The sequence below is a fragment of the Vibrio hippocampi genome (assembly GCF_921292975.1).
Classification (GTDB): Bacteria; Pseudomonadota; Gammaproteobacteria; order Enterobacterales; family Vibrionaceae; genus Vibrio; species Vibrio hippocampi.
The window spans coordinates 960,058-984,443 of the sequence record NZ_CAKLCM010000002.1; the positions used below are offsets into that span (position 1 = coordinate 960,058).

The window sequence follows — 24,386 nt, forward strand, 5'->3', positions numbered from 1 at the left end:
TCTTATGGTTTCTGTTGACACAAGCGTACCGTGTCAACATGGCATATCGTCCCTGATGTTGCTTATTTAATTCGCCCGCAACTAGGCACTGTTTACTATAACCGTTGATGATAGCAGCGATTGAATGTAACAAGGACGAGTTGATTAAGACTCGTCCTTGAAAGTGCTTTAATTTATGGTCTGTAGGGTGACGGTTTTAGTCCTCTTTATCAACAAATTTATCGGCGTAACCTTTAGGTGGTGGTGTCCATCCACGTTCGCGCGAGTGCCTATCATTTCGGTCTTGTTTCATAGCCTCTTCGATCAACGCTTCCAACTCAACGAATAACTTACGATAGTTGTTATCAAATCGCTCCTCTTCAGAGCCTTTTGACCAAGCTTGGTATAACGCGCCAGATTGGCGATCTTCGATATTTTTGAACACGGTTTTTTGGCGTTCTACGAAGAATGGATGATGACCAAGACATTTCATTGTCTGTGCGCCAAGCTCTAGGGCGGAGTGGTAGGTTTCGGACTCAATATAGTCAGCCCCCGCTTGCTTCAATTGGTAGTTGTGACCACGGTCGAAAGCGCGTGCCAATATCTTCACATGAGGGTAGGTGTGTTTGACATACTTGACTAATTCGACGCCGCCTTCTCGGTTATCAATCGCGACAACGAACAGTTTCGCTTGTTCTATACCCGCGGTATGCAGCATGTCAGGCTTAGTTGCGTCACCGAAATACGCCTTGGTTCCAATCGCGCGCATCAAGTCAACTTGCTCAGCACGCACATCTAACACCACAGTATGAACATCATTGGTGACCAGTAGACGGTTAACAATCTGACCGAAACGACCAATACCGGCGATCAGTACCGTACCTTGCTCTTCAATGCTGTCTGATTCACGATCGTTAGACTGTTTTTCATAGCGCGGCAAAATGACCTTATCGAACAGGATAAATAACCCCGGAGTGAGGAACATCGATAGCGCCACCACCAGTGAAAGCGTCTGCGCAATATCGGTTGGCAGTACATGGTTTTGAACCGAGAAGCTCAACAGCACAAAACCAAATTCGCCGGCTTGCGCTAAGCTCAAGGCGAACAACCAGCGGTCACTGTATTTGACTCTAAATATGATCGCCAAGATAAATAGCACGGCTGCTTTAAGCAGCATCACACCAACAGTCAGGCCAATAATGACAAAGAAGTCAGCAAACAAAATACCAAAGTTAATTCCAGCGCCAACCGTGATAAAGAATAGACCCAACAATAAGCCCTTGAATGGGTCGATATTGGATTCTAATTCATGCCTAAACTCACTGTTCGCAAGAACAACACCGGCAAGGAAAGTCCCCAGCGCTGGCGATAGACCGACAAGGCTCATCAAGGCGGCGATACCGATAACCAGCATTAACGCGGTGGCGGTGAAGATCTCACGTAAGCCAGAAGAAGCGACAAAGCGGAATAACGGACGACTCAAAAAATGTCCGCCGACAACGACAACAGCAATAGAGAGGGTGATCACTAAGCCATACGCCCAACCGGGTAAGCCGGCGACTAGGCTAAGTTCGTCATGATGATCGGCTGCTTGACCCACCGCATTCTGAGCTTGTTCGACTAACTCCGGTAGCGCCAGCAGTGGAATAAAGGCCAACATAGGTATGACGGCAATATCTTGAAATAGCAGTACCGAGAACGCACTTTTACCACCTTCCGTTTTAGAGAGCCCTTTTTCTTGGAAGGTTTGCAGTACGATTGCGGTTGAGGAGAGCGCGAAAATTAAGCCAATGGTTAAGGCGATGGTCCATGTTTGATCGAAAGCCAGCGCAATCCCCATGACTGCAGCGGCGGTTCCGCCGACTTGAATGCCCCCTAAGCCAATCAATTTATGGCGCATCCCCCACAACATTTTTGGTTCGAGTTCTAAGCCAACCAAGAACAACATCATCACCACGCCAAACTCAGCAAAGTGCTGGATCGTTGTGGTTTCTTCACCCACCAAGCCAATAATGGGACCAATCACCACGCCGGCGATTAAATAGCCCAGTACGGAACCTAAGCCAAGACGCTTCGCAATGGGAACTGCAATAACCGCCGCGACTAAATAGATAAAAGCTTGTAGAAAATAAGCGGTCATCGGGTTACCTCTTGTTCTTGCTGTCGCCAATAGTGATTGAGCTTAGCCAGAGGCTGAGCTTTATCGAGATCTATTTCATCGGCGACGAGTTGTTGGAGTAACTGTTTCCATTGGGAACGATGCTGAGCAATTCGGTGGTCTTCTTTTGCAGTACGAGAGCCAAACAGAGTGAAAGGCGGTAGATAGATCAGTCCGGTCATCGCTGCCATCTGCTCAAGAGGTTGTAATAACTCACGAATGGTGAAGTGATTATAGCCATCGGTTTGATAAGCATCCGCCTTGCCTCCTGCAGAGAGGGCACAGATAAAGGTTTTACCATGCAGAGCGGTGCCATCGTTCCCGTATGCAAAACCATATTCAAGAACCAGATCTTGCCACTCTTTTAATATCGATGGAGTCGAATACCAATAAAGAGGAAATTGAAAAATAATCACATCATGGTCGAGCAAACGTTGTTGTTCCCGGTCAATGTTGATATTGAACGTGGGATATTCGTGGTAAAGATCGACGGCAGTGACGCCTTCTATCTCACACGCATCGGCAAACATGGGCGCATTGACCTCCGAACGTCGTTGCGATGGATGGGCATAGAGGACCAAAACTCGTTTGCTATTGTCAGGCATAGTGATTCTCAATGGTTCTAATAAAGTTGTTGTTAGTTCTAGTACACAACAAGCTATTTTTCAATTGGTTACTAAAACTATACTCACTAAATCAATCAAGCGCCCAGTTTAATTGCAATGGATTTCTGTCGTGTTGAATATTCATTAAGCGATTTGTTTATCTAGCGATAGGCGTTGGCAGTAACGTTGGCAATAACAGAGACACATTTCTAAAGGATAATTGAAGTCGAAATGACCAAATTCAGCTGGCAATGTATTCAAAAAAGCGATGCTGCAAGTCCCACTTTATTGCTATTTAAACCAGTCTGAACCCATAGCCGAAGCATGATTGGGGAGTCGTTTACTCCAATTTTAGCGATATCGGCTGAAAAAACGGCTATTTTTGCCCGATAACTGATTCAATTTACAATTCAATTTGGCATTGCGGCTCGGTTTTATTAGTATGTACAGCTATCAAAAAACACCCTTATGGATACTACCGAATGGTAGGCGAGGAAACGATGCAACATCTAGAAGAGATTATTGCTAACGCTGGTACTGCGATTGACGCCGCAGACTCGTTAGTTGCACTCGATGAAGTGCGAGTTCAGTATCTAGGTAAAAAAGGTGAGCTAACGGCTCAGCTTCAAAGCCTAGGTAAACTACCACCAGAAGAGCGCCGCACTGCGGGTCAAGAGATCAACAAAGCAAAAGGCGTTGTTCAACAAGCGATTGCAGCACGTAAAGATGCATTGCAACGTGCAGAACTGGAAGCCAAACTTGCTGCGGAAACCGTTGATGTTACGCTACCAGGTCGTCGTATCGAGAACGGTGGCCTACACCCGGTGACTCGTACTGTCGAGCGTATTGAACAGTTCTTTGGTGAGTTGGGCTTTAACACCGAATCTGGTCCAGAGATCGAAGATGCATTCCACAACTTTGATGCCCTAAACATCGCAGAAGATCACCCTGCGCGTACGGATCACGATACGTTCTTCTTTAATCCTGATCTTATGTTGCGTACTCACACCTCTGGTGTGCAGATCCGTACGATGGAAAATGGCAAACCGCCGTTCCGCTTTATCGCACCGGGCCGTGTTTACCGTAACGACTACGACCAAACACACACGCCAATGTTCCACCAAGTGGAAGGCATGCTCGTTGACGAAAACGTCAACTTTGCACAGCTAAAGGGCATTTTGCACGACTTCCTATGTAACTTCTTTGAAGAAGAAGTTGAAGTGCGTTTCCGTCCTTCTTACTTCCCATTCACTGAGCCTTCAGCAGAAGTGGACGTGAAAGGCAAAAACGGCAAATGGCTGGAAGTTCTAGGTTGTGGCATGGTTCACCCGAACGTACTTCGCAGCGTTGGCATCGACCCTGAGAAATACTCTGGTTTCGCATTTGGTATGGGTGTAGAGCGTCTAACTATGCTTCGTTACGGCGTAAACGACCTACGTGCGTTCTTCGAGAACGATCTTCGTTTCCTAAAACAGTTCAAGTAATCCAGGGGATACATCACTATGAAATTTAGCGAATCATGGCTTCGTGAGTGGGTAAACCCTGCGGTATCGACTGACGAACTTACCCATCAAATCACAATGGCTGGTCTAGAGGTTGACGATGTTCTTCCTGTAGCGGGTTCATTTACTGGCGTTAAAGTCGGTAAAGTGGTTGAGTGTGGTCAACACCCAGACGCAGACAAACTACGTGTGACTAAAGTAGATGTTGGCGCTGAAGAACTCCTCGACATCGTTTGTGGCGCATCGAACTGCCGCCTTGGCATCAAGGTTGCGGTAGCAACGGTTGGCGCAGTATTACCAGGCGATTTCAAAATCAAAAAAGCAAAACTACGTGGTCAACCATCACACGGTATGCTTTGCTCATTCTCTGAGCTAGGCATCGACGTAGAATCAGACGGTATCCTTGAGCTTGCAGAAGATGCCGTTATCGGCACTGATTTCCGCGAATTCTTGGGTCTTGACGACGTTACCGTAGACGTTGACTTAACAGCAAACCGTGCGGACTGTTTCAGCATCCGTGGTCTTGCTCGTGAAGTGGGCGTACTTAATCGTGCCGACGTGACTGAGCCATCAGTAGCTACGGTGGCAACTTCAATTCAAGACACTGTGTCTATCGAAGTGAAAGCACCTGCTGCATGTCCTCGTTACCTTGGTCGTGTGGTTAAGAACGTTAACGTTCAAGCTGAAACCCCACTGTGGATGCAAGAAAAGCTGCGTCGTTGTGGTATTCGTTCCATCGACCCTGTCGTTGACATCACTAACTACGTGCTTCTAGAGCAAGGTCAACCGATGCACGCGTTCGATCTCGCGAAGATCGAAGGTGGTATCGTGGTTCGTCTAGCCGAGCAGGGCGAAAAGCTGACGCTTCTAGACGGTAACGAAGCAGAACTTAACGCAGAGACTCTCGTCGTCGCTGACCACAATAAAGCACTCGCCATCGCGGGTATCTTTGGTGGTGAAGAGTCTGGTGTAACCACTGAGACTAAAGACGTGCTACTTGAGTGTGCGTTCTTCGCACCGGATCATATCCGTGGTCGCGCGCGTAACTACGGTCTGCATACAGATTCTTCAATGCGTTTTGAGCGTGGTGTGGATTTCGCACTGCAAGCAAGCGCTATGGAGCGTGCAACTCAGCTTCTGGTTGATATTTGTGGTGGTGACGTTGCACCTGTCGTTGGCGTTGAGTCAGACGCCGATCTACCTAAAGCGAATACCGTAGAACTGCGTCGTATCAAGCTAGATAGCTTACTGGGTCATCACATCGCAGACAGCGACGTGGTTGAGATCCTTGAGCGCTTAGGTCTAACGGTAGAAGCGACGGTTTCTGAGAACGGCGAGGCTGGTTGGTCAGCAACGGCGCCAACATGGCGTTTTGATATTGCGATCGAGCAAGACCTAATTGAAGAAGTCGGTCGTATCTATGGCTACGATAACATTCCAAACCAGCACCCAATTGCTGCGCTGAAAATGCACAATCATGTAGAAGCGGCTCTTCCACTTAAGCGTGTCCGTAACCTGCTGGTTGACCGTGGTTACCAAGAAGCGATCACCTACAGTTTCGTCGAACCAGAGCAACAAAAGTTGGTGGTTCCAGAAGTTGAGCCGTTAATCCTGCCATTCCCAATCTCTGCGGATATGTCAGCAATGCGTCTAGGTCTGATTCAGGGTCTATTGAACACGGTTGTTCACAACCAAAAGCGTCAGCAGTCACGTGTTCGTCTATTTGAATACGGTCTACGTTTTATTCCATGTGAATCAGCAGAAAACGGTATGCGTCAAGAGCCAATGCTTGCTGGTGTGATTGCCGGTACACGTAGTGATGAGCATTGGGATATCGAAACCAATACGGTTGATTTCTTTGATTTGAAAGGCGATCTAGAAGCGATTCTTGAGCTTTCTGCCAACGAAAAAGCGTACTCATTCACCGCTTGTCAGCACCCAGCACTGCATCCAGGTCAATCTGCTGCCATCGTTGTTGATGGAGAACCTGTTGGTGTCATCGGTACGGTTCACCCAGAACTTGAACGCAAGTTTGGTCTAAACGGCCGTACTATCGTGTTTGAGATTGAGTGGTCTGCGATTAACAGCAAGGTAATTCCAGAAGCGGTACAGCTTTCTAAGTTCCCTGCAAACCGTCGTGATATCGCGGTGGTTGTTGATGAAGACGTTGCCTCAGGCGATATCGTTAACGCCTGTCTAGAGCAGGGCGGTGAGTTCCTAAAAGACGCGAAACTGTTTGATGTCTACGTGGGTAAAGGCGTAGAAGAAGGTAAGAAGAGTCTTGCGATTGCACTGACCCTTCAATCTCTTGAGAGAACCCTAGAAGATGCAGATATCGCGGGCGCGGTTGACGCTATCGTAGAGGCAATTTCTGAGCAGTTTGGTGCGACTCTGCGAGACTAAGCGAGTTCGATAGCTTAGCAATATTTAAGAGCATAGAGGTTTCTTCTATGCTCTTTTTTTTACGCGTATATCTGTAATGTTTCGTACATCGAACAAGGTTAGACTTCACTTCGTTGTTTATGCTTTTTCCGCCAATGGTTTCACTATCCCTTTAAAATAAAACGACTTTTACGTTATTCTGCAATTATTCTGATGATACCCTTAAATGAGACATCGTACCTCTCCGTGATATATTCACCCAAAAATCACTCCCAAATATCCTTTTGGTAGTGTTATATTCTGGATGTGTGGTTTATTGTGGGCTCGTATGCTGCTTTTGATGTAAAAGACTAATAAATAAATGAATATTCTTACACTTAATTGAAATAAAAAAGTTGGCGAAAATCATAAGCTTGACTTACACTTTTGGATGTTGGTGGGTTATGTTGTTGATTGACCGACTAAAATTTGGTGCTGCCGGGACTGGCAGTAAGTAAAGTATAATTAGCTTTGAGGGGAGTTTTATGGCGCTCACAAAGGCCGATCTGGCTGAGAACCTATTTGAGAAACTCGGATTCAGTAAACGGGATGCCAAGGAAACGGTAGAAGTATTTTTTGAGGAAGTCAGAAAATCACTCGAAAGTGGCGAACAGGTGAAACTGTCGGGTTTTGGTAATTTTGATCTACGGGACAAAAATGAACGTCCTGGCAGAAATCCCAAAACTGGAGAAGATATTCCAATTTCTGCTCGTCGCGTCGTTACATTCCGTCCTGGCCAGAAACTAAAAGCAAGAGTTGAAAACATCAAAGTAGACTGATCACTTGCTGAGTTTGATAAAAAGACCGCTGATGCGGTCTTTTTGTGTTTTTGGATCTTATCTCGATAGGTTTTTGCTTAACCATTCAACAAGAAATGCGCCACTATGCCCCCTAGATAGCCGAGCGCTATTGCCCAGGTCCATTTCAAATGTGTCATAAAGGTGTAGTGACCTTTTGCTGTTCCCATCAATGCCACTCCTGCCGCAGAGCCTACTGACAATAGACTGCCACCAACACCGGCAGTAAAGGTGATCAGTAGCCACTGGAAGTGGTCCATATCTGGGTGCATAGTGAGAATGGCGAACATCACGGGGATGTTATCGATGATGGCTGAAATGGCGCCGGCGGCAATATTCGCTGTCGTTGCTCCCCAGTCACCGTACATGATTTGTGAAATGGACGTCAGGTAACCAAAGAACCCGAGTGCGCCTACACAATACATCACACCGAAGAAGAACAATAACGTGTCCCATTCTGGCTTAGCTAATTTGCTAAACACATTGAATTTCACATCTTCATCATCTTGTTTTAGCGTGCGTTTTTTGAAGTAAATGGTTAAGAACAGAAGCGATAGACCGAACATCATGCCCAAATATGGCGGTAAACCAAGTAGGTTCTCAAACGTCACGGCGAGACAGATCGTTACCAGAAATAACCCACAAACTAGATATCCCCCCGTTTTGACTTCAGTACGTTCAGTCAGCATCGGTGGCTGCCCTTTGGGTAGGTAACGAGAGATAATCGCTGCTGGAATGAGATAGTTGATAACAGCAGGTATAAACAGCTGGAAGAAATCAAAGAAGCTCGCATGACCGGACTGCCATACCATCAGCGTTGTGATATCACCAAACGGCGAAAAAGCACCGCCCGCGTTAGCGGCAATTACGATCACCACACAAGTTTGTCCAATGAATTTAGGGTTACCTCGTCCAACTGCCATCACCACAGCGCCCATAATCAACGCCGTTGTCAGGTTATCGGCGATAGGGGACAACACAAACGCGATGCCGCTTGTCACCCAAAAAAGTTGTTGATAATTGAAACCACGGTTAATCAAATAGCCCTTAAGCGCCTCAAACACGTTTCTCTCTTCGAGGGCGTTGATATAAATCATCGCCACTAGCAAGAATAAAAACAGCTCGGCAAACTCTTCAAGGTTGTGTGTCACCGCAGCTTCCATTGCTTCATGGCTAACTCCTAGTTGACGACCAACAATTGCGGCTATGATCCACAATAATCCAGCCGAAAAAATCATCGGTTTCGATTTTGGTAAGTGAATCTTTTCCTCAAAAATGACCAATAGATATGAGCCGAAAAAAATCAGCAAGGCAAGAATGGCTAGCGGGTTGTCGATGGCGGTAAGTTGGCTTGAATGCGATTCAAACGCCAAAGCAAACGGAGGAAAGATGATGGTGATTAACAACATCATCAACTTAACAAGATATTTCATGAGTATATCTCCAGAACGATAATAAATGGATTAGGTTTCTAACACGAAGTAGCAAAGGAATAGCGACAGATGAGTTCTAACTGGACACCAATGGGGGTGACTCAGGGGTAATGGCTAATTGCTCTAACAAATGGATCTTGTATAGGTCACGGATGATAAATGCAGTAGGGTTATCCAACTCTTGAGTTGCTATGAATTGAAACAGCTTTTTCAGTTCCCAAGGATCGACATATAGCCCGATATCATTGATGTTAACAATGAATGTTGAGAAGTTGGCGGCGAGAGTGTATTGATGTTTAGAAGCAAGACGTTTGGTTAGAAGCTTATCTGTTAGCTTGAGGTGGTGCATATTATCGAGGTTATTCCCGTAATATTTTTGGTAGACATAGATAATGGCCGCAACGGTGGCGATTAACATTGCGTAATGACCTGTATCCCAAGCCCATGCTGTTAACAACAAGCAACTGATTAAAATAACCAGTGACAGTAAGTTGTTCAGAAAGTCTAAATTCAGGATCAGCTGTAGTTGTTGGTTATCTTGTTCGAGATTAAATGAGTGGTTCATTGTCGACACCTATCCGTGTTCACCTTTGATAAGTGCCAATATATTATTTCGACAAAAATAGAGAACTCGTAATTTTACTGATGGCCGTGAGGTATTTTTCTAGTTTTATGTCGCGTGATTTCGACATCCAAGACAAATTAGCTTCCATTCGGCGATGGTATTCTCGTACTAGAAAAGATCAAACAAAGCCTTAGAGAAGACTAAGGCATTGCTAAATAACGTAGGCGGGTTAGCCATTAATTGGTGATCGGTTTACGAGCAAAAAGAGGGCGTAGAGGCAGGGGATAACAATCAGTACCACCGGTAGTGAGAACAACAGTCCGTAGCCTAAAGTGAGAGACATTGGACCCATATACACATCGGTACCGCCGATGCCATACGCAAGAGGCAACAAACCAACCACGGTCGTTATTGATGTTAAAAGTATCGGGCGAAGTCGACTAGCGGCAGCGCCAATTACAGCGTCGATGACGGGTAATCCTTCTACCCTTAACTCATTAATTCTATTGATTAGCACCAACGAATTATTGACCACAACGCCCGTCATACCCAGCACACCAATCAACGCGAACAGCGATAATGGTTGCATGTGAACGAACAGTGCCATCAATGCGGAGACCACAGCAAATGGAATGACGGCCATGATCAGCAGAGGTTGCAGCAAAGAGCTAAACATAATCGCCAGTACAAAATAGATACCAACCATCGCCATCGGGAAAGCGACAACAAACCCAGACATAGTATCACTGGTATTTTCCGCTTCACCGCCAATGTCTAACTGGACACTTTTTCCAACCTGCGGTGCTAATGCATCAGAAAGTCGTTGGCTTAACTCACCTGAACTCATCGCGTCATCAACAATTTGTGCGCTTACCAATACCTGACGGTCGCCATTGTAATGTAGGAGTTCTCGTGGAGCCTGTACCTGTTGCACCTTTGCAAGGCGGTTTAGTGGCACTTTGACTCCGCTTGGCGTCGTTATCTTGGTGGTCTTGAGCCGTTCAATATTTCGATATTCTTGGTCCAACAGAACACGTAAATTCACCTCTTGGTCGCCAATCCAAGTTGACGTGACACTTTCGCCATCGAATGCGATGCGTAATGTTGTCGCCAAATCTTGAACCGTTAAGTTGTAACGGGCTAACCACTCATATTGTGGCAATATTTGCAGTTGTGGGTCAGTCAGTAGTTCATTATTGGTGACTTTATCTAAGCTTGATTGTTGTTGCATCCAAGCCATGACCAAATTCACAGCGTGGTTGCGTTCGGTTTCGTTATTGCTGATCACACGGATCTCAATGGGTTCACCTGGAGGAGGACCTCCTGCGTCGACAGTAAATTTAACAAAGTTAATTGTTGGCGCGTGTTGTAATTTCTCATTTAAATGGTCAGCAATTTGATTGGCGGTTCTATCTCGCTGCTCATAGTTTGAAAGCGTCAGTACCCCGTGACTCGCCGGACTGCCATAAGTCATACGATAGGAGACGAGTTCGCTCTTATCGAGTTGTGCAATAGCGTCTTCAAATACGGAATGAGCCTGACGAACCTGTTTCAGCGACGCTCCAGGGGCGACTTCGGTGTATATCTTTATGTATTTTGCGGTTTCGCTTGGGAAGATATCAAGTTTCAGTGTCATCAACAGTGTGCCCCCGCTCGCAAGGGCGATAATAGAAACGGCAAGTACCGACTTCTTCCACACTAAACAGCGCTGTAACAGCAATCGATAGCGTCTGATCACACCGTTGAATCGATCCTGTTCTTGCGGTTTGTTTTGCTGTTTTTTTAGAGCGTTTGCAAGATGAGCGGGTAGGGTAAACGTGCATTCAGCCAAAGAGAACAGTAGCGCAGCGATAACGGTAATCGGGATCACCATAATGGCTTTCCCCATTGTTCCGGGAATAAAGAACATGGGGATAAACACAAGAGCCGTCGTAGTCAAGCTTGCAAAGATTGGGCGGATAACGTTTTGCACTCCAGATTTTGCTGCGTCGAGTGGCGTTTTACCTTGTTGACGTTGTTGATAAATACTCTCGGCAACGATGACTGAATCGTCAACGATAATGCCGATAACCAACAACAGTGCAGCCAGCGTAATACTGTCTAAGTTCATACCAAGAATAGGCAGAACGGTCATTACACCCAGTACGCAAAATGGAATCGAAACCGAAACCCAAAAAGCGATGGCGCGTTGTAAGATCAGACTCAGAACAATAAGAATCAGGACAAGTCCCACAACGCCATTGGTGGTGACAATTGAGAATTTGTCACTCATATCATCAGCAAGGTTGAGAGAGATAGGAAAAGCAAACTGACCGTTCAAGCGCTTGCTCTCTTGTTCAAGCAACGCTTTGACGCGATCAATGGTAGCAATGATATCGGCGTTAGCACTCTTAGCAACGGTAAATAGCACCGCGGATTCGCCATTAACCATGCCTAACTCAGTCGCTTTTTCGAATGAATCGGAAACACGCGCAACATCACCCAGTCGCACCGTTTCACCACTAGGTAACACCTTAATAATCGTATTTGATAACTCTTCAATTGAATGGATTTGAGTCAAGGTAACAATACGTTGTTCGCTGTTCCATGATTCGATCACGCCGCCCGACAGTGAAAGGTTGCGGGTATTGATCGCTGATGTTATATCGGACAGCGCCAGTTGATAGCGCTGTGTTTTTGATGGATCAACCTCAATCCAAAATTCACGTTCGGTAAACCCGGACAGTGAAACGGTGCCGACGCCAGCAATACTTCTCACTTTTTTATCTAAATCACGAACGTAGCTTTGCAGTTGTGCGTTATCAAGTTGGGTGATGACACCAAATGTCATTATTTCAAATGAAGACGTACTGATTTGTTCGACCAGTGGCGGATTCGAAATGTCTTTAGGCAATCCTTGAACTCTATCAACAGCCTGCTGAATATCGCGGATGGTTTTTTGAATATCGTCACCTTCATCAAGCTCGATGGTGATCAAAGATTGACCGTCGAATGATTGAGAGTCGTACTTAGTGAGTCCTTGTACCGACTTCAACTCTTTCTCGATTCGATTGGTAATGTTCAACTCAATATCTTGTGCTGATGCACCGGGGTACTGAGTGGTAATTTCGACTTCAGCAAAGGCAACGTCAGGCAATTCCTGTAGCTTAAGGATACTCATTGAACCCAAGCCAATCAGCAACACCATAATGGTGATTAGACGTGCCAAAAAGCTACGTTCTGCGAAGTAAGCGAGAAAGTTATTCATGGTTCCCGCCTTATTGCACGATGGTTACGTGTTCTGCACCACTGCTTTCAAATTCAGTGGTCGCGTGAATAGACATACCCGGCTTAAAAAGGTGTTGCTCATTGTTGATTTCAACATCGACGAAATAGGCAAATGTAACAGGATCAAGTTCGACACCAATGCGGTTAATTCGAGCGTTAACACGCTGCGTTGGCTGAGCTTCTGACCAGACTTGGATAGGTTGACCGACGGCGAGCGCTTGGAGGTCGAATTCGCTGGCGAGTAAACGGACATTTAACTGATCAATGTTGGTGAGTTTGTACAGTAAATCCCCTTGGTTGACCCAAGTGCCGTTGTCAACGGAACGCTCAACCACGTAGCCATTGATCGCAACATCGACCTGCGTATTGTTTAGATCCAACTTTGCTTTCTTTAACTCTATCTGGGCTAACGATAAGTTGGCTTGAGCCGCAGAAAACTCGGCTTTGGCGATATCCAGCTCGTTCTGAGACAAACTTTTTTTCGATCGTAGCTTTTGATAACGAGTGTAGACAGATTGCTTAATATCCCAGTCTGCTTGCATGAGCGCCAAATTAGCTTGTTGCTTACTCACCTCAAGTTTGAAATCTTGATCCTTAATCGTGGCGAGACGATTGCCTTGGGTAACGATGTCTCCAGTTTGCCAATGTACTTTTTCGATGACACCACTAACTTCGGAGACCACATTTAAAGGGTTTTTGCTGATCGTTTTACCTATTAGCTCAACGGCATGGCTAAAGGGGGGCAATATCGTTGCGATAATCGCACAAGGTAATATCACACAAAGTAATAGTGGTTTGTTCATGATCGCTCTCCCAATAAGTCATGCTGGGAGTGTAGCGCCACCAATGTCGAGTTTTTGTGAAATTAGCGAGCTGTGGAGGTACCAAATGAAAATAATTTCATATCTGTTTGATATTGATGATCAATGATGGTGATTTCATCGGCAAATATTTACAGAGGATACGTTGGTTGAAAATACGATGAGTTAGCGCAGCGTTCTCAACCATCACGAGTGGATAAAAAAAGAGACCACATTAATGTGATCTCTTTGGGTTATGGATAATTTAAGCCGCTTTAATATGCGTCGTAATATAAGGTTGCCATGCATCTTGATATAACTGCAGCGACTGGCGTCTTAGGCTGGCAATCTGTGCAGTTTCAAAGTCGTTAAGGACTCTTTGTTGAGCAAGTGCGTTTCGCTCGATATCTTGAATAATTTCATAGAGATCATGCTCAGGACCACTTTTCACATCGGCAATGGCTTGTAAATGAAATTGTACTTCAGCAATGATGCCAGTTTTAGGGAGTTTCACGAGTACGTTTAAGTCACGATAGCCTGATGGAGCAGGCGATTTAAATCGATTTTTGACTCGAACAATTTTTGCTTCGCGACTGAGTGTTTCATAGGCCCCGACTAAAGAGTCGACATCGTTTGCGACGATAGTTGCTCTTGCAAGGTCTGTAATTTTGTTGGTTTCACCGCCCAGTTCGGTCGCTATTTTTTCTTGGGCGCGTTGGTAGGATTTAACACCGGAAAACAAACTCTCTGTTTGAGTCAGAAGAGTGGTTGTTTTACACAAGGCTTCCAATTCGCTTTGAGCTTGATGCGCCTTACTGTACAGCACATCGAAGTCTTCATAAGGTTGCTTGGCGGCTTGGTCGAATGACTCAATACCGTAAAGACCACTTAAACTGTGTTTAAATGTAGAGGCGGAAATTTGGTTCTGTTCTTGCTTGCCTTTTGACTGGTTAGTTTCGGATGGATTAAGCGTAACCGCAAATGCAGGAGCGCGGCTGAGTACCAATAGCATTAGTGCTGCGGTACGAAGGAATTGGCTCATTCTCTCTCCTTATTACGTTATAAAACGGTGAAATAAAGGCGATAACGTCAGGAGTACTGATAAACTTGGAACAAAGCCATCATAAGGTCTGACAGTGGCTATCACTACTCATTTAATCAAAACAGTATTCTAATTGTGATGCTGAACTCAGTTTCACTTTCCGCTGACAAAGCCCTGATTTTAACTTCACTGACGCAGTAGCCACACCGAGATAAAACCAGCTGAAAAAGCCGTGTGAGTAATTTGCTCATGACATTTTCTGTAGTCTCGGTAAACTGCGGAAATGATTATCTAACGTTGAATATGAATCCATCATGAACGATTTTGAAATTTGGCATGATAAGTGGGCGGCAAACCAAATTGGCTTCCACCTTGAAGACGTCAATCCTTTGCTAATCGACTATTGGTCGAAGCTAAAACCGTTAAAGAACGAAACGGTGTTTGTTCCTCTATGTGGTAAATCAGAAGATTTAGTTTGGCTTGCGCAGCAACATGACGAGGTGTACGGCGTCGAGTTAAGCCAAATTGCGGTGAGAGCCTTCTTTGCCGAACACTTTTATACTCCGCTGGTGACAGCTATCAGTGGTCAATATGAGCTCTATCAGTTCGATGAGCTGAACCTCTATGTCGGTGATTATTTTTCGTTGCCGATTGCGCCTGTCGATTTGATTTACGACCGAGCAGCGTTAGTGGCGATGCCAAAGGAAATTCGTGGTGAGTATGTGAGCAAGTTGAAGCAGTTACTAAAGCCGGGTGGGCGAATACTGTTGGTGACGCTGGATTATATTCAGCAAGAGTTATCTGGCCCTCCTTTCAGTGTGACAGAGGCAGAGCTAACGGAGTACTTTGCTGGTGACTATCAACTTACGCGACTTTATCGAGACGAAGCGGGTGAGGATCATCGTAGAATTAAGCAAGGATTAACGCGATTTGCGGAAGAAGTTTGGTTAATTGAATCTAAGTAGCCCAAGTAGTCAGGTTGGCAAGTCGGTTAGAGCAGCTTTGTGATTGCGCGTACAAACGTTGTTTTGGGGTGTCATTGGTGACACCCCAAAACAAATGACTTAGCTGCAGTCTGTTAGGGTATGAGATTAACTAGCCACGAATAAATCGGTTGTAAACAAATAGCAAAACGAAAGCGCCTAATGTCGCGGTGATGATACTGCCAATGTTCACACCGTCTGCGCCTCCAAGCCCAAGAAACCCGCCAAGAAAACCACCGATAAATGCGCCACCAATACCGAGTAAAATGGTCGCGATCCAACCACCGCCATCGTTACCAGGCATCAGCCACTTTGCCAGTGCTCCGGCAATTAAACCAAGAATAATCCAAGATAAAATACCCATTATTCGTTCCTCTATTATCAGGTAAATGTTGCGTTTAAGAATGACACAGGCTAGTTCATTCCATTTCAAAGGTAGACCTTTTTAGCTAAATACCCAATTTATCAGCCAAACCTTTCTTCTGTTGGGGATTGTTCGCATGATTTTATAAGAAAGATTGCGTCAGTAATCCACTTATTACTCACTGTTAAATCAGCGATTGTACTAACATATACAGTAAAGTTGGTTTTCAATGTTGATTGACGTAGTTGTAGAGTTGAGGTGAAGGATGTTGCAGTTCTCTAGTTGTAAGTGGTTGGGTAACTCATTGTTATGTTTGTTATTGGGTTGTGTCATGCTGACATCACAGGTTTTTGCAGAGTCGGAGACATCAGCGACTAAGGTCGATTCGACAGGGGTGAGTACGGCAGTTCAAACCAATGCCGATAAAATCGAAGTAAAACTGACTCAGGCAGAAAAAGATCTAAAGGATTTATCAGCGTCGCTGCAACAGGCGCAGGGCGAACAGAAAGATGCTATTCAATTGCAGTTGTTTAACAAAAACAACCAGCTAAGAAACATCATTGGCACTGCAATCAATAACAAAAGTTTGCCGAATCAGGAGTTGATCAAGAGAGTTGATATTCAACAGGGTTACGCTGCCGGTGCAAAAACTTATCTTGAGGAAACCATCTCAAAAGTAGAAGTAGAGATAGACAAGGCACAAGATAAAGACAAACTTTCACTGCTTAACGACTATCGTGAATTAAATGAATACCTTGACTCGGTGTATGCGCAAAGTTGGCAAAACCTCGAATGGTTGGGAAAGTTAGGGCAGACCGATGTTGAGGGCGAGGAGCAACTCAGCAGTGTACTTGCGCAACGCATGCGCTTGATCTCCGCCACGATTGATTATTTTAATCAGCAATTGACGACTTTTGACACGCAAATTTCTGCCGCCCCTGAGTCTGAAAAGACGGCTTTGCAAATGAATCAACTGATCGTGCGCCAGAGACGCTCCATCGAAACCGACAGTTTGCAAAGCCTGATTACGCTTGGTGACAAAATGGGGATGGAAACGTCCGAATATAAGCGCCAAATGTTTGATGTCACAGGAAATATTACCCAAGACATTTTTGATTCCAAGGTGTTACTGTCGATAGTCAGTCACTGGTGGAGTGGCGGTCTCGACTGGTTAGTCGACAATGCACCCTCGCATCTTTTCCAATTGGTTGTCTTTGCCTTAATACTATTACTGACGCGTCTTGTGGTACGCGGTGTTCGCCGTTTGGTGGAAAAAACAGTTAAAAGCAAAAACCTCAATCTCTCCCACTTGATGCAGAACTTTTTTGTCGGCATGTCCGGTAACATCATTTGGGTTATCGGTATTATGGTGGGACTGTCCCAAGTAGGGCTCAACCTAGCGCCAATCTTGACTGGTTTCGGTATCGCTGGTGTCATCATTGGTTTTGCGTTACAGGACACCTTATCCAACTTCGCAGCTGGTATGATGTTACTGATTTATCGTCCATTTGATGTTGGGGATTTTGTATTTGCGGGTGGTGTAGACGGCAAAGTGAGCCATATGAGTTTAGTTAATACCACGATACGCACCTTTGATAATCAAATTATCATCGTGCCGAACAGCAAGATTTGGGGGGACGTTATCAAGAACGTTACCCATGAGCGAATTCGTCGTGTTGATATGGTGTTTGGTATTGGCTACGGTGACGACCTATTGAAAGCAGAACAGGTGTTGCAAGATATTGTGCAAGCCCATCCAGCAGTGCTTAAGTCGCCGGAGACTAATATCAGAGTCCACACTTTAAACACTTCATCGGTGGATTTTATTGTCCGCCCTTGGGTGAAAACCGATGATTACTGGGATGTTTACTGGGACATCACCAAAGAAGTGAAGCTCCGTTTTGACCGAGAGGGCATTTCTATCCCGTTCCCACAACAGGACGTTCATCTACATATGGTTAAAGGGGCTCAAATAGAGAGTTAAAGCTGAGAGCTAGAGGCTAAAAGCAAAAAGCTAAAACAGAGAACAAAAACAGGAGGAAAGATGGAAGCATTAACCCAATGGCAAATTCGCTGCCCCTATTGTGGTGAGCGATTTGATACTTCCATCGACTGTTCGGTTGAACAGCAGGAGTACATCGAAGATTGCTATGTCTGCTGTCGACCGATCCTATTTCAAGTGAGCGTCTATGATGACAACTTAACCGTCACGGTCAAACATGAAAACGAGGGTTAACACTTGGTCGCTAGATTAGGTTGAACTTATTGAATACAAGAGGTAAAACTTTATACCCAAGTTACCTCAAGATGCAGAGTTCAGAGGTCCTAGATGACTTTATATCAAGGAAAAGATGTGAAGGAATGGTGAATCCTTTCAAGCATATTTGACGCCGAGATAAAGTCATCTAGGACCTCCCTTCGGGCGAGTTTGCTTGGCTCGTGGCCGGCGTTAGCGACTCTTTATTTAGAACCACTAAATCTTCGAGTCGTTGCCTTGTCCACAAACCAAGCAAATCTCGCTGAACCTCGCATCTTGAGGTAACTTGGGTATATATTCAATATGATTTTCACCTTTAAGGAAGTGCTAGCTTGGACGCGACCATTTTTGTTACCGGCTTTTCCCTCGGTTTTTCGTTAATTCTCGCCATTGGTGCACAAAATGCATTTGTATTAAAACAAGGACTCAAGCGGCAGCACGTATTTGCGGTCTGTTTGGTTTGCGCATTATCTGATGCATTGTTGATCACGCTTGGTGTGACCGGCTTTGGTACGGTTGTTGAGCGTTATCCCAATGTAGAATGGATCGCGCGATACGCGGGGGCGGCTTTCCTTTTTTGGTATGCTTATTTGAGCTTTTACAATGTATTGCGTCGTTCTCATCAGCTTGAACCCGCCGCGGAAACAGAGCAGAGTTTAATGAAATCAATGTTGATCTGTCTTGGATTAACTTGGCTCAATCCTCATGTTTATCTTGATACACTCGTTCTTCTTGGATCTATTTCATCCCAGTATGTACCAAAGCAAGCCTGGTTTGGTGCTGGGGCGGTTTGCGCCTCCTTCGTATTCTTTTTCTCGCTTGGCTATGGTGCTAGGTTATTAGCTCCGCTATTTAAACAGCCTAAAGCATGGAAGGTATTAGAGTTATTGGTCGGTTGCATTATGTTAACGATTGCAATTAGCTTGGTGGTTGGAAGTTAGCAGCGATAACCAGAAATTATGGATAGAAATAGGAGCTTATGATGACGAAGCAGCATAATGTGCAGTGTCACTGTGGCAATATCACGCTGAGTTATCAGCAGCAGCCAGAACATTTAACTCGTTGTAACTGTTCTTTGTGTCGTCGTTATGCCGCACTCTGGGGATACTTTCGCAGTGAAGAGGTCAAGGTGACCGTGGAAAACGGCAAGCTTAACCGTTACTGCTGGGGAGACAAAGAGATTAATTTTAGCAGCTGTTCAATATGTGGTTCAGTCACACACTACAGCTCTGTGGCACCGACACCAGAATCTCGTTTGGCGATCAATTTTAGAATGGCTGACAAAGAGGTTGTGAGTCATCTGCCAATACGTCTTTTTGATGGAGCAGACTCTTGGCAGATTATCTCAATCTTTAATCCCGCTGAATTTGATCAATAAGTTGTTTGGCTTGATCCAGATAATTACCACCAAACAGATTGCAGTGATTAAGTATATGGTAAAGGTTATAAATAGGCTTACGCATTTCATAGCCAGGTTCGAGCGGTAAGATACTTTCATAACTTTGATAGAACTCATCGCTAAAACCACCAAACAGCTCCGTCATCGCGATATCGCACTCGCGGTCTCCCCAGTAACTCGCAGGGTCATAGCAGATGGGTGCAAAGGCGGTGTTGGCGACGTTGCCGTTCCATAAATCCCCATGCAGCAGTGATGGCTTCGGGTTATGACCGCAAAGTTGTTCATTGACCAGTTCAACAAACGACTCGATATGGGTCAGGGTGATCTGCTTTTCTTTAAGGAGTTGCAACTGCCAACCAATGCGTTGCTCAGAAAAGAAGCGTGACCATTTTTTGCGCCACTGGTTCGGTTGCAGTGTCGCGCCAATATAGTTGTCAAAATCAAAGCCAAAGTCGACTTGCTCGCCCCATTTATGAAGTTTTGCAAGCTCGAGTCCAAATTGGCTATTGGCGCTTGGTGTATCGAGGGGTTTGACAGGAATATAATTTAGGATAACAAAGCTACATTCTTTCGTTTGCCCTAACAACACGACTTCGGGAACGTGCACAGTGTCGGTCTCACGTAGGGCTCTTAAGTTGTCGACTTCGACTTCAAATTTGCTAAGAAAATCTCGGTCATTAATCTTAACGAAGTAGCGTTGGTCGCCATCGCTGATCATGTAGCACTGGTTAATATCGCCACCAGATAGTTTATTACGCTCTTGAATCGAAAACTTAAACATCAGTGTGTCAGATAGTTGGTCCGAAATGGCTTGCCACATATAACGATACTCCCAATACCTTTTCCATTTCATCATTTTAGAACAACATTTGTATCTATACAGTGATTGTCGGCACAGCTTGTGTTTTAAACTATCACTTATAACGCAATAACGCGGCAATCGTTAATTTTCTGTCTGTTGAACATCGCATGACAGTATGAAATTTGGTATCGTAACAACAATTGTATCAACATCTTATCTGGGAGTTATGTTGTGGTAGTAGATACTGATGGCTATCAAGCTCTAATCGAGCATCTGGCGATGAATTTAGATGTGTTTCTTTCCAACCCGGATGCTAATGAAAATGAGTCTATAGAAGAAGTTGCCACTGATATGGTGGCTTCAAATATCATGGCTCTGTTTGAACAAAACCCTGAACTTCATTCAAGCGTGCGTTTCAAGCTGCTCAAGGAAGTCGACCTTGTTATTCAAGATCTTGAAGAGGTCTTAGCGGGGTGTTGGAACCGCAGTGCAAGCAATCAACAAATTGCTTTTCTAGAAGAGTACATCTCTTTGGTTAAAAACTTGTTCGATAGCGCGGTTGCAAAATATGATTGATGTGTAGCGAATCTCGCTTGATACACAGAATGATTTGCAGTTTCTGCTTTCCCTGTTGGTCTTCGGTTAATTGACGGTTCTAAAGTGCCAAAATACCGATGCCCAATAGGGATTATCTAACCTTGAAATAATCACACCTTTTGATGTTGATGCGTGCATAAAAGCATTTGAACCCAAATAAATGCCGACGTGTCTTGTTTTCCTTCCGGTCTTAAAAAACACCAAGTCACCGCTCTTAGCCTCTTGATACGCCACTTTTGTTCCAACTTTAGATTGATAGGCTGTAGTGCGAGGTAATGCCAAGCCGTAGGCGTCTTGATAGACGGTTTGCACAAACGCAGAGCAATCAATGCCATATAAGCTATTTCCACCCAATCGATAGGGCGTACCTTGCCATTTATCATACTGAGTGATAAATCGCTGATTGTCGGGATGCGCTAAATAGTCACCGCCAGTGCTTTGCGAGGTCGGCGATTGAGCACAACCACTGAGCGCGGCGATGGTTAAACAGAGCGAGCAAACAACTAACCGTTTGCTGGGTAATATTGGATGCATTGGTGTGCGATATAAATGAGACAGAATGTTTGTCACTTCCTTATTGTCAATTTCTATAAAGTTAACAATAAGACGCCATCTCGTCAAAATAGAGTTTGTGTTTTTTTATGCTAATACTTGGGTAAATCTAGTCAGTTTCACGTCTAAAAGGCTGGGTGAGTAAATTATCTAGCCTTTGCTGCTTGTCATCAGTAAATAGGGGCAAACCAATCGCCATTTTATGGTGTCCGTCTCGGGGTTGTTCAATACACGTTTTAAAAAGTCGATCCCAAACCGACAAGAAAAATCCAAAATTAGAGTGGGTTTCTCTCGGGCGATCAGAGTGATGGACACGATGGAAATCTGGGGTAACGATAAAGCGCCTTAGACGACGATCGAGTGTTGGTGCTAGTCGGGCGTTACTATGATTAAACATGGCGCTTGCGTTGAGTAAGATTTCAAACAAAAGCACCGCAATAACTGGCATACCCAGCAATATGACTGCCGCAATTTTTATCCACATGGATAAAAGAATTTCTAACGGGTGAAATCGAGCTCCGGTGGTAAAGTCTAGGTCGCGATCCGTATGATGAACTCGATGTAAACGCCATAAAAGCGGGATGCGGTGAAATAACCAATGCTGTGAATAAACCAATAGATCCAGCATCAGGATACAGAGTGGAATCAACAGCCAACTGGAGATAGAAACCTGATTGAACAAGCCCCATTGATTCTCGCTGGCGAGATAGGCTGAGTCGATGGCCAGCAAAGGCATAATGAGCTGTAACAGCACTGAGTTAAAGGCAACTAAAGCGAGGTTGTTGCTCCAGCGAAGAAGACGTGTCTGGTTTCGCTTAATGCGCGGTAGCGTCCACTCCCAAAGCAGACAAGCGATAAACACCATCACAAAGATAGACAAACGCACACTATCGCTGTGTTCTAACACTGCTTTGATCTCAAACATAGCCTTGAATCCTTTTTACACTCGACGTTGTAGAGGCTACACTGCCGCAGCTATTTGTACAGGTTAATATCATCATGAGACGTCATACTTTTCATACACTATATCAACAGAGGCTGGCGGCAGCCACCAAGCCATTTAACGCGCGTGGTGCAAAGGTCCAGCGCTGTCCCTACTGCCATATCGCGACCAAATATTGTATTTGTGAATTTCAACCCGATATTGAGTCACCGTTCGCGGTGGTACTGTTAGTTGCGGATGCTGAAATCCTCAAACCCAGCAATACGGGAAAGCTCATTCTTGATACCATTAAACAGGGCTATTGCTTTCCGTGGCAGCGCATTGAAGTCGCCGATGATTTTCTCGAGTTGCTTAAAGACCCGACATATCAGCCGATTATTGTCTTTCCTGAAGAGTATGTGGAGGACAAGCAACGATTAATTGCGCCTCAGCCAGCATCGCTAACCACGAATAAAACCCCATTATTTATCTTTCTTGATGGTAGCTGGCGCGAAGCAAGGCGTATGTTTCGTAAGTCTCCCTATCTTGATGCTTTGCCGGTATGTTCCATCAAGCCGGAGTTTGTCTCCAACTATGTGATGCGTAAGAGTGATAATCAAGACCACCTTGCTACCGCGGAGGTGGCGAGTTTGGTGTTTGAGCAGTTTGGCGGACAGCAAGAAGCAGAAGTGCTGAAACATTGGTTTGCCGCCTTTCGTGAAAGTTATATGCTGAGCAAGACGCGCATTGCGCCAGATGAATCAAGACCGCAACTAGGTGCGTATACTCAATTTATTCAACAGTTACCGTAAGGGTAGGCTTGTTACATTCACCACTGGTTTATGACAAAAGATAGCGGCTTTCAGTCTCTAAATTAGCGTTAAGTCACTGTGCTGTAGGGGCTTGCCGTGGTAATGTCACCACAAGATCAAGGTTGTATGACAAAGGAGAAAATAATGTATTACGGTTTTGATGTTGGAGGTACCAAAATTGAATTTGGTGCGTTTGACCAATCGTTAAATCGCGTGGCAACGGAACGGGTTGCTACACCGGGTCATGATTATGACTTGTTGATCGACACGCTAGCGCAGTTAGTGAAGAAGTATGACCAACAGTTTGGTGTAGAGGGCAAGGTCGGCTTAGGTATTCCAGGTATGGAAGACGCAACGACTCAAGCTGTGTTAACCGTTAACGTACCTTGTGCCAACCATAAACCGCTAAGACAAGATCTCGAAGCAAAAATTGGTCGTCAGGTTTCGATAGAAAATGATGCCAACTGTTTTGCGCTATCGGAAGCGTGGGATGAAGAGTTAAAAGATATGCCCTCAGTGATGGGTTTAATTCTTGGTACTGGTTTTGGCGGAGGCTTAGTTTTTGACGGTAAAGTCTTTTCGGGCTTTAACCATGTTGCGGGTGAGTTAGGTCATACGCGATTACCGGTTGATGCGTGGTTGTCTTTGGGGGATAACGCGCCTTTACTCGGTTGTGGTTGTGGCAAAAAGGGTTGCCTAGATAGCTATTTGTCGGGACGTGGTTTTGAACTTCTTTACCACCATTTTTCAGGAACTCAACGTAAAGCGATCGATATCATTGCTGACTACGAGCAAGGCAACCAGTTTGCACTAGAGTTTGTCGACAAGTTTATCGAAATGCTCTCAATGTGTTTGGCGAATCTGTTCACTGCCCATGATCCTCATGTGGTGACTTTAGGCGGCGGGCTTTCAAATTTTGCGCTGCTGTATGAAGAATTACCAAAGCGTATTCCAAAATACCTGCTGTCTGTCGCTCAATGCCCTAAGATCCTCAAGGCTAAACACGGCGACTCAGGTGGTGTGCGTGGTGCAGCATTCTTGAATATCACTCAAGCCTAACGGCACAGAGAAATTAAAAAAAGGAGCGACCTCGTGACGGAGGTCGCTCCTTTTTTATTGTGAACTCATT

Annotated in this window: 22 protein-coding genes; 11 read left to right on the forward strand and 11 right to left on the reverse strand. The window is 45.0% G+C overall.

Annotated features, from left to right (window positions below):
- Window positions 1-196: 196 nt before the first annotated feature.
- Both L9Q39_RS06755 and L9Q39_RS06760 read right to left on the reverse strand, forming a co-directional pair.
- Entirely contained in the window at window positions 197-2,119 is a 1,923-nt protein-coding gene (locus tag L9Q39_RS06755) for a monovalent cation:proton antiporter-2 (CPA2) family protein (protein WP_237484334.1), read from the reverse strand.
- Complete coding sequence (locus L9Q39_RS06760) at window positions 2,116-2,742, reverse strand: NAD(P)H-dependent oxidoreductase (RefSeq protein ID WP_237484335.1); 627 nt, start codon at window positions 2,740-2,742, stop codon at window positions 2,116-2,118. The genes L9Q39_RS06755 and L9Q39_RS06760 overlap by 4 nt, the downstream gene beginning before the upstream one ends.
- Window positions 2,743-3,242: 500 nt before the next feature.
- On the opposite strand from L9Q39_RS06760, the gene pheS reads away from it, so the two are divergent.
- The 3 genes from pheS to ihfA all read left to right on the forward strand — a co-directional run bounded on the left by pheS (window position 3,243) and on the right by ihfA (window position 7,444).
- Window positions 3,243-4,226 carry a phenylalanine--tRNA ligase subunit alpha gene (gene pheS / locus L9Q39_RS06765; RefSeq protein ID WP_237485522.1) on the forward strand — a complete coding sequence of 328 codons (984 nt, stop codon included), beginning with the start codon at window positions 3,243-3,245 and terminating at the stop codon, window positions 4,224-4,226.
- An 18-nt stretch (window positions 4,227-4,244) separates the two neighbouring features.
- Window positions 4,245-6,647, forward strand: coding sequence for a phenylalanine--tRNA ligase subunit beta (gene pheT, locus L9Q39_RS06770; RefSeq protein ID WP_237484336.1), 2,403 nt, complete (start codon window positions 4,245-4,247; stop codon window positions 6,645-6,647).
- A gap of 503 nt (window positions 6,648-7,150) precedes the next feature.
- Window positions 7,151-7,444 carry an integration host factor subunit alpha gene (ihfA, locus tag L9Q39_RS06775; protein ID WP_237484337.1) on the forward strand — a complete coding sequence of 98 codons (294 nt, stop codon included), beginning with the start codon at window positions 7,151-7,153 and terminating at the stop codon, window positions 7,442-7,444.
- Window positions 7,445-7,521: 77 nt separating this feature from the next.
- Here ihfA and nhaD read toward each other — a convergent pair whose 3' ends face one another.
- The 5 genes from nhaD to L9Q39_RS06800 form a co-directional block, all read right to left on the reverse strand.
- The gene (gene nhaD, locus L9Q39_RS06780; RefSeq protein WP_237484338.1) at window positions 7,522-8,895 is read right to left on the reverse strand and encodes a sodium:proton antiporter NhaD; all 1,374 of its coding nucleotides are present in this window, start codon (window positions 8,893-8,895) and stop codon (window positions 7,522-7,524) included.
- A gap of 76 nt (window positions 8,896-8,971) precedes the next feature.
- The gene (locus L9Q39_RS06785; RefSeq protein ID WP_237484339.1) at window positions 8,972-9,460 is read right to left on the reverse strand and encodes a hypothetical protein; all 489 of its coding nucleotides are present in this window, start codon (window positions 9,458-9,460) and stop codon (window positions 8,972-8,974) included.
- A gap of 229 nt (window positions 9,461-9,689) precedes the next feature.
- Entirely contained in the window at window positions 9,690-12,707 is a 3,018-nt protein-coding gene (locus L9Q39_RS06790) for an efflux RND transporter permease subunit (RefSeq protein WP_237484340.1), read from the reverse strand.
- A 10-nt stretch (window positions 12,708-12,717) separates the two neighbouring features.
- Window positions 12,718-13,530 carry an efflux RND transporter periplasmic adaptor subunit gene (locus tag L9Q39_RS06795; RefSeq protein WP_237484341.1) on the reverse strand — a complete coding sequence of 271 codons (813 nt, stop codon included), beginning with the start codon at window positions 13,528-13,530 and terminating at the stop codon, window positions 12,718-12,720.
- 262 nt (window positions 13,531-13,792) lie between these two features.
- A complete protein-coding gene (locus L9Q39_RS06800) occupies window positions 13,793-14,569 on the reverse strand; it encodes a RelA/SpoT domain-containing protein (protein ID WP_237484342.1) in 777 nt (258 codons plus the stop codon).
- Window positions 14,570-14,883: 314 nt separating this feature from the next.
- Here L9Q39_RS06800 and L9Q39_RS06805 point away from each other — a divergent pair, with 314 nt between their 5' ends.
- Window positions 14,884-15,534 carry a thiopurine S-methyltransferase gene (locus L9Q39_RS06805; RefSeq protein WP_237484343.1) on the forward strand — a complete coding sequence of 217 codons (651 nt, stop codon included), beginning with the start codon at window positions 14,884-14,886 and terminating at the stop codon, window positions 15,532-15,534.
- A gap of 130 nt (window positions 15,535-15,664) precedes the next feature.
- Here L9Q39_RS06805 and L9Q39_RS06810 read toward each other — a convergent pair whose 3' ends face one another.
- A complete protein-coding gene (locus L9Q39_RS06810) occupies window positions 15,665-15,916 on the reverse strand; it encodes a GlsB/YeaQ/YmgE family stress response membrane protein (RefSeq protein WP_237484344.1) in 252 nt (83 codons plus the stop codon).
- A 331-nt stretch (window positions 15,917-16,247) separates the two neighbouring features.
- Here L9Q39_RS06810 and L9Q39_RS06815 point away from each other — a divergent pair, with 331 nt between their 5' ends.
- The 4 genes from L9Q39_RS06815 to L9Q39_RS06830 all read left to right on the forward strand — a co-directional run bounded on the left by L9Q39_RS06815 (window position 16,248) and on the right by L9Q39_RS06830 (window position 19,551).
- On the forward strand, window positions 16,248-17,900 hold the full coding sequence (locus L9Q39_RS06815; RefSeq protein ID WP_237484345.1) for a mechanosensitive ion channel family protein: 1,653 nt from the start codon (window positions 16,248-16,250) through the stop codon (window positions 17,898-17,900).
- 60 nt (window positions 17,901-17,960) lie between these two features.
- Window positions 17,961-18,152 (forward strand): CPXCG motif-containing cysteine-rich protein, encoded by a 192-nt coding sequence (locus L9Q39_RS06820; RefSeq protein ID WP_237484346.1) that lies wholly within the window; start codon window positions 17,961-17,963, stop codon window positions 18,150-18,152.
- A 353-nt stretch (window positions 18,153-18,505) separates the two neighbouring features.
- Window positions 18,506-19,114 (forward strand): LysE/ArgO family amino acid transporter, encoded by a 609-nt coding sequence (locus L9Q39_RS06825; RefSeq protein WP_237484347.1) that lies wholly within the window; start codon window positions 18,506-18,508, stop codon window positions 19,112-19,114.
- Between the two features lie 41 nt (window positions 19,115-19,155).
- Window positions 19,156-19,551 (forward strand): GFA family protein, encoded by a 396-nt coding sequence (locus tag L9Q39_RS06830; RefSeq protein WP_237484348.1) that lies wholly within the window; start codon window positions 19,156-19,158, stop codon window positions 19,549-19,551.
- On the opposite strand, the gene L9Q39_RS06835 is transcribed toward L9Q39_RS06830, so the two are convergent.
- A complete protein-coding gene (locus tag L9Q39_RS06835) occupies window positions 19,526-20,392 on the reverse strand; it encodes a fructosamine kinase family protein (protein ID WP_237484349.1) in 867 nt (288 codons plus the stop codon). The two genes, L9Q39_RS06830 and L9Q39_RS06835, sit on opposite strands and share 26 nt — an antisense overlap.
- A 213-nt stretch (window positions 20,393-20,605) precedes the next feature.
- Between L9Q39_RS06835 and L9Q39_RS06840 the strand changes: the two genes are divergently transcribed.
- Window positions 20,606-20,950, forward strand: a complete 345-nt coding sequence (locus L9Q39_RS06840) for a DUF3802 family protein (protein WP_237484350.1) — start codon at window positions 20,606-20,608, stop codon at window positions 20,948-20,950.
- A gap of 66 nt (window positions 20,951-21,016) precedes the next feature.
- Here the strand turns inward: L9Q39_RS06840 and L9Q39_RS06845 are convergent, their stop codons facing one another.
- On the reverse strand, window positions 21,017-21,541 hold the full coding sequence (locus L9Q39_RS06845) for an NlpC/P60 family protein (RefSeq protein ID WP_237484351.1): 525 nt from the start codon (window positions 21,539-21,541) through the stop codon (window positions 21,017-21,019).
- Between the two features lie 91 nt (window positions 21,542-21,632).
- Entirely contained in the window at window positions 21,633-22,448 is an 816-nt protein-coding gene (locus tag L9Q39_RS06850; protein WP_237484352.1) for a sterol desaturase family protein, read from the reverse strand.
- Between the two features lie 74 nt (window positions 22,449-22,522).
- Here L9Q39_RS06850 and L9Q39_RS06855 point away from each other — a divergent pair, with 74 nt between their 5' ends.
- Together L9Q39_RS06855 and nagK are read left to right on the forward strand one after the other, a co-directional pair.
- Window positions 22,523-23,257, forward strand: coding sequence for a tRNA-uridine aminocarboxypropyltransferase (locus L9Q39_RS06855; RefSeq protein WP_237484353.1), 735 nt, complete (start codon window positions 22,523-22,525; stop codon window positions 23,255-23,257).
- A gap of 144 nt (window positions 23,258-23,401) precedes the next feature.
- A complete protein-coding gene (nagK, locus tag L9Q39_RS06860) occupies window positions 23,402-24,316 on the forward strand; it encodes an N-acetylglucosamine kinase (RefSeq protein ID WP_237484354.1) in 915 nt (304 codons plus the stop codon).
- Window positions 24,317-24,386: the final 70 nt, after the last annotated feature.

Excerpts from the sequence above, each read along its gene's own strand:
- nhaD (WP_237484338.1), bottom strand. The coding sequence starts at position 8,895 with ATGAAATATCTTGTTAAGTTGATGATGTTGTTAATCACCATCATCTTT.
- L9Q39_RS06800 (WP_237484342.1), bottom strand. The coding sequence starts at position 14,569 with ATGAGCCAATTCCTTCGTACCGCAGCACTAATGCTATTGGTACTCAGC.
- L9Q39_RS06785 (WP_237484339.1), bottom strand. The coding sequence starts at position 9,460 with ATGAACCACTCATTTAATCTCGAACAAGATAACCAACAACTACAGCTG.
- nagK (WP_237484354.1), top strand. The coding sequence starts at position 23,402 with ATGTATTACGGTTTTGATGTTGGAGGTACCAAAATTGAATTTGGTGCG.
- L9Q39_RS06850 (WP_237484352.1), bottom strand. The coding sequence starts at position 22,448 with ATGTTTGAGATCAAAGCAGTGTTAGAACACAGCGATAGTGTGCGTTTG.
- pheS (WP_237485522.1), top strand. The coding sequence starts at position 3,243 with ATGCAACATCTAGAAGAGATTATTGCTAACGCTGGTACTGCGATTGAC.
- L9Q39_RS06790 (WP_237484340.1), bottom strand. The coding sequence starts at position 12,707 with ATGAATAACTTTCTCGCTTACTTCGCAGAACGTAGCTTTTTGGCACGT.
- pheT (WP_237484336.1), top strand. The coding sequence starts at position 4,245 with ATGAAATTTAGCGAATCATGGCTTCGTGAGTGGGTAAACCCTGCGGTA.
- L9Q39_RS06810 (WP_237484344.1), bottom strand. The coding sequence starts at position 15,916 with ATGGGTATTTTATCTTGGATTATTCTTGGTTTAATTGCCGGAGCACTG.
- L9Q39_RS06835 (WP_237484349.1), bottom strand. The coding sequence starts at position 20,392 with ATGTGGCAAGCCATTTCGGACCAACTATCTGACACACTGATGTTTAAG.
- L9Q39_RS06855 (WP_237484353.1), top strand. The coding sequence starts at position 22,523 with ATGAGACGTCATACTTTTCATACACTATATCAACAGAGGCTGGCGGCA.
- L9Q39_RS06795 (WP_237484341.1), bottom strand. The coding sequence starts at position 13,530 with ATGAACAAACCACTATTACTTTGTGTGATATTACCTTGTGCGATTATC.
- L9Q39_RS06830 (WP_237484348.1), top strand. The coding sequence starts at position 19,156 with ATGACGAAGCAGCATAATGTGCAGTGTCACTGTGGCAATATCACGCTG.
- ihfA (WP_237484337.1), top strand. The coding sequence starts at position 7,151 with ATGGCGCTCACAAAGGCCGATCTGGCTGAGAACCTATTTGAGAAACTC.
- L9Q39_RS06805 (WP_237484343.1), top strand. The coding sequence starts at position 14,884 with ATGAACGATTTTGAAATTTGGCATGATAAGTGGGCGGCAAACCAAATT.
- L9Q39_RS06760 (WP_237484335.1), bottom strand. The coding sequence starts at position 2,742 with ATGCCTGACAATAGCAAACGAGTTTTGGTCCTCTATGCCCATCCATCG.
- L9Q39_RS06820 (WP_237484346.1), top strand. The coding sequence starts at position 17,961 with ATGGAAGCATTAACCCAATGGCAAATTCGCTGCCCCTATTGTGGTGAG.
- L9Q39_RS06755 (WP_237484334.1), bottom strand. The coding sequence starts at position 2,119 with ATGACCGCTTATTTTCTACAAGCTTTTATCTATTTAGTCGCGGCGGTT.
- L9Q39_RS06815 (WP_237484345.1), top strand. The coding sequence starts at position 16,248 with ATGCTGACATCACAGGTTTTTGCAGAGTCGGAGACATCAGCGACTAAG.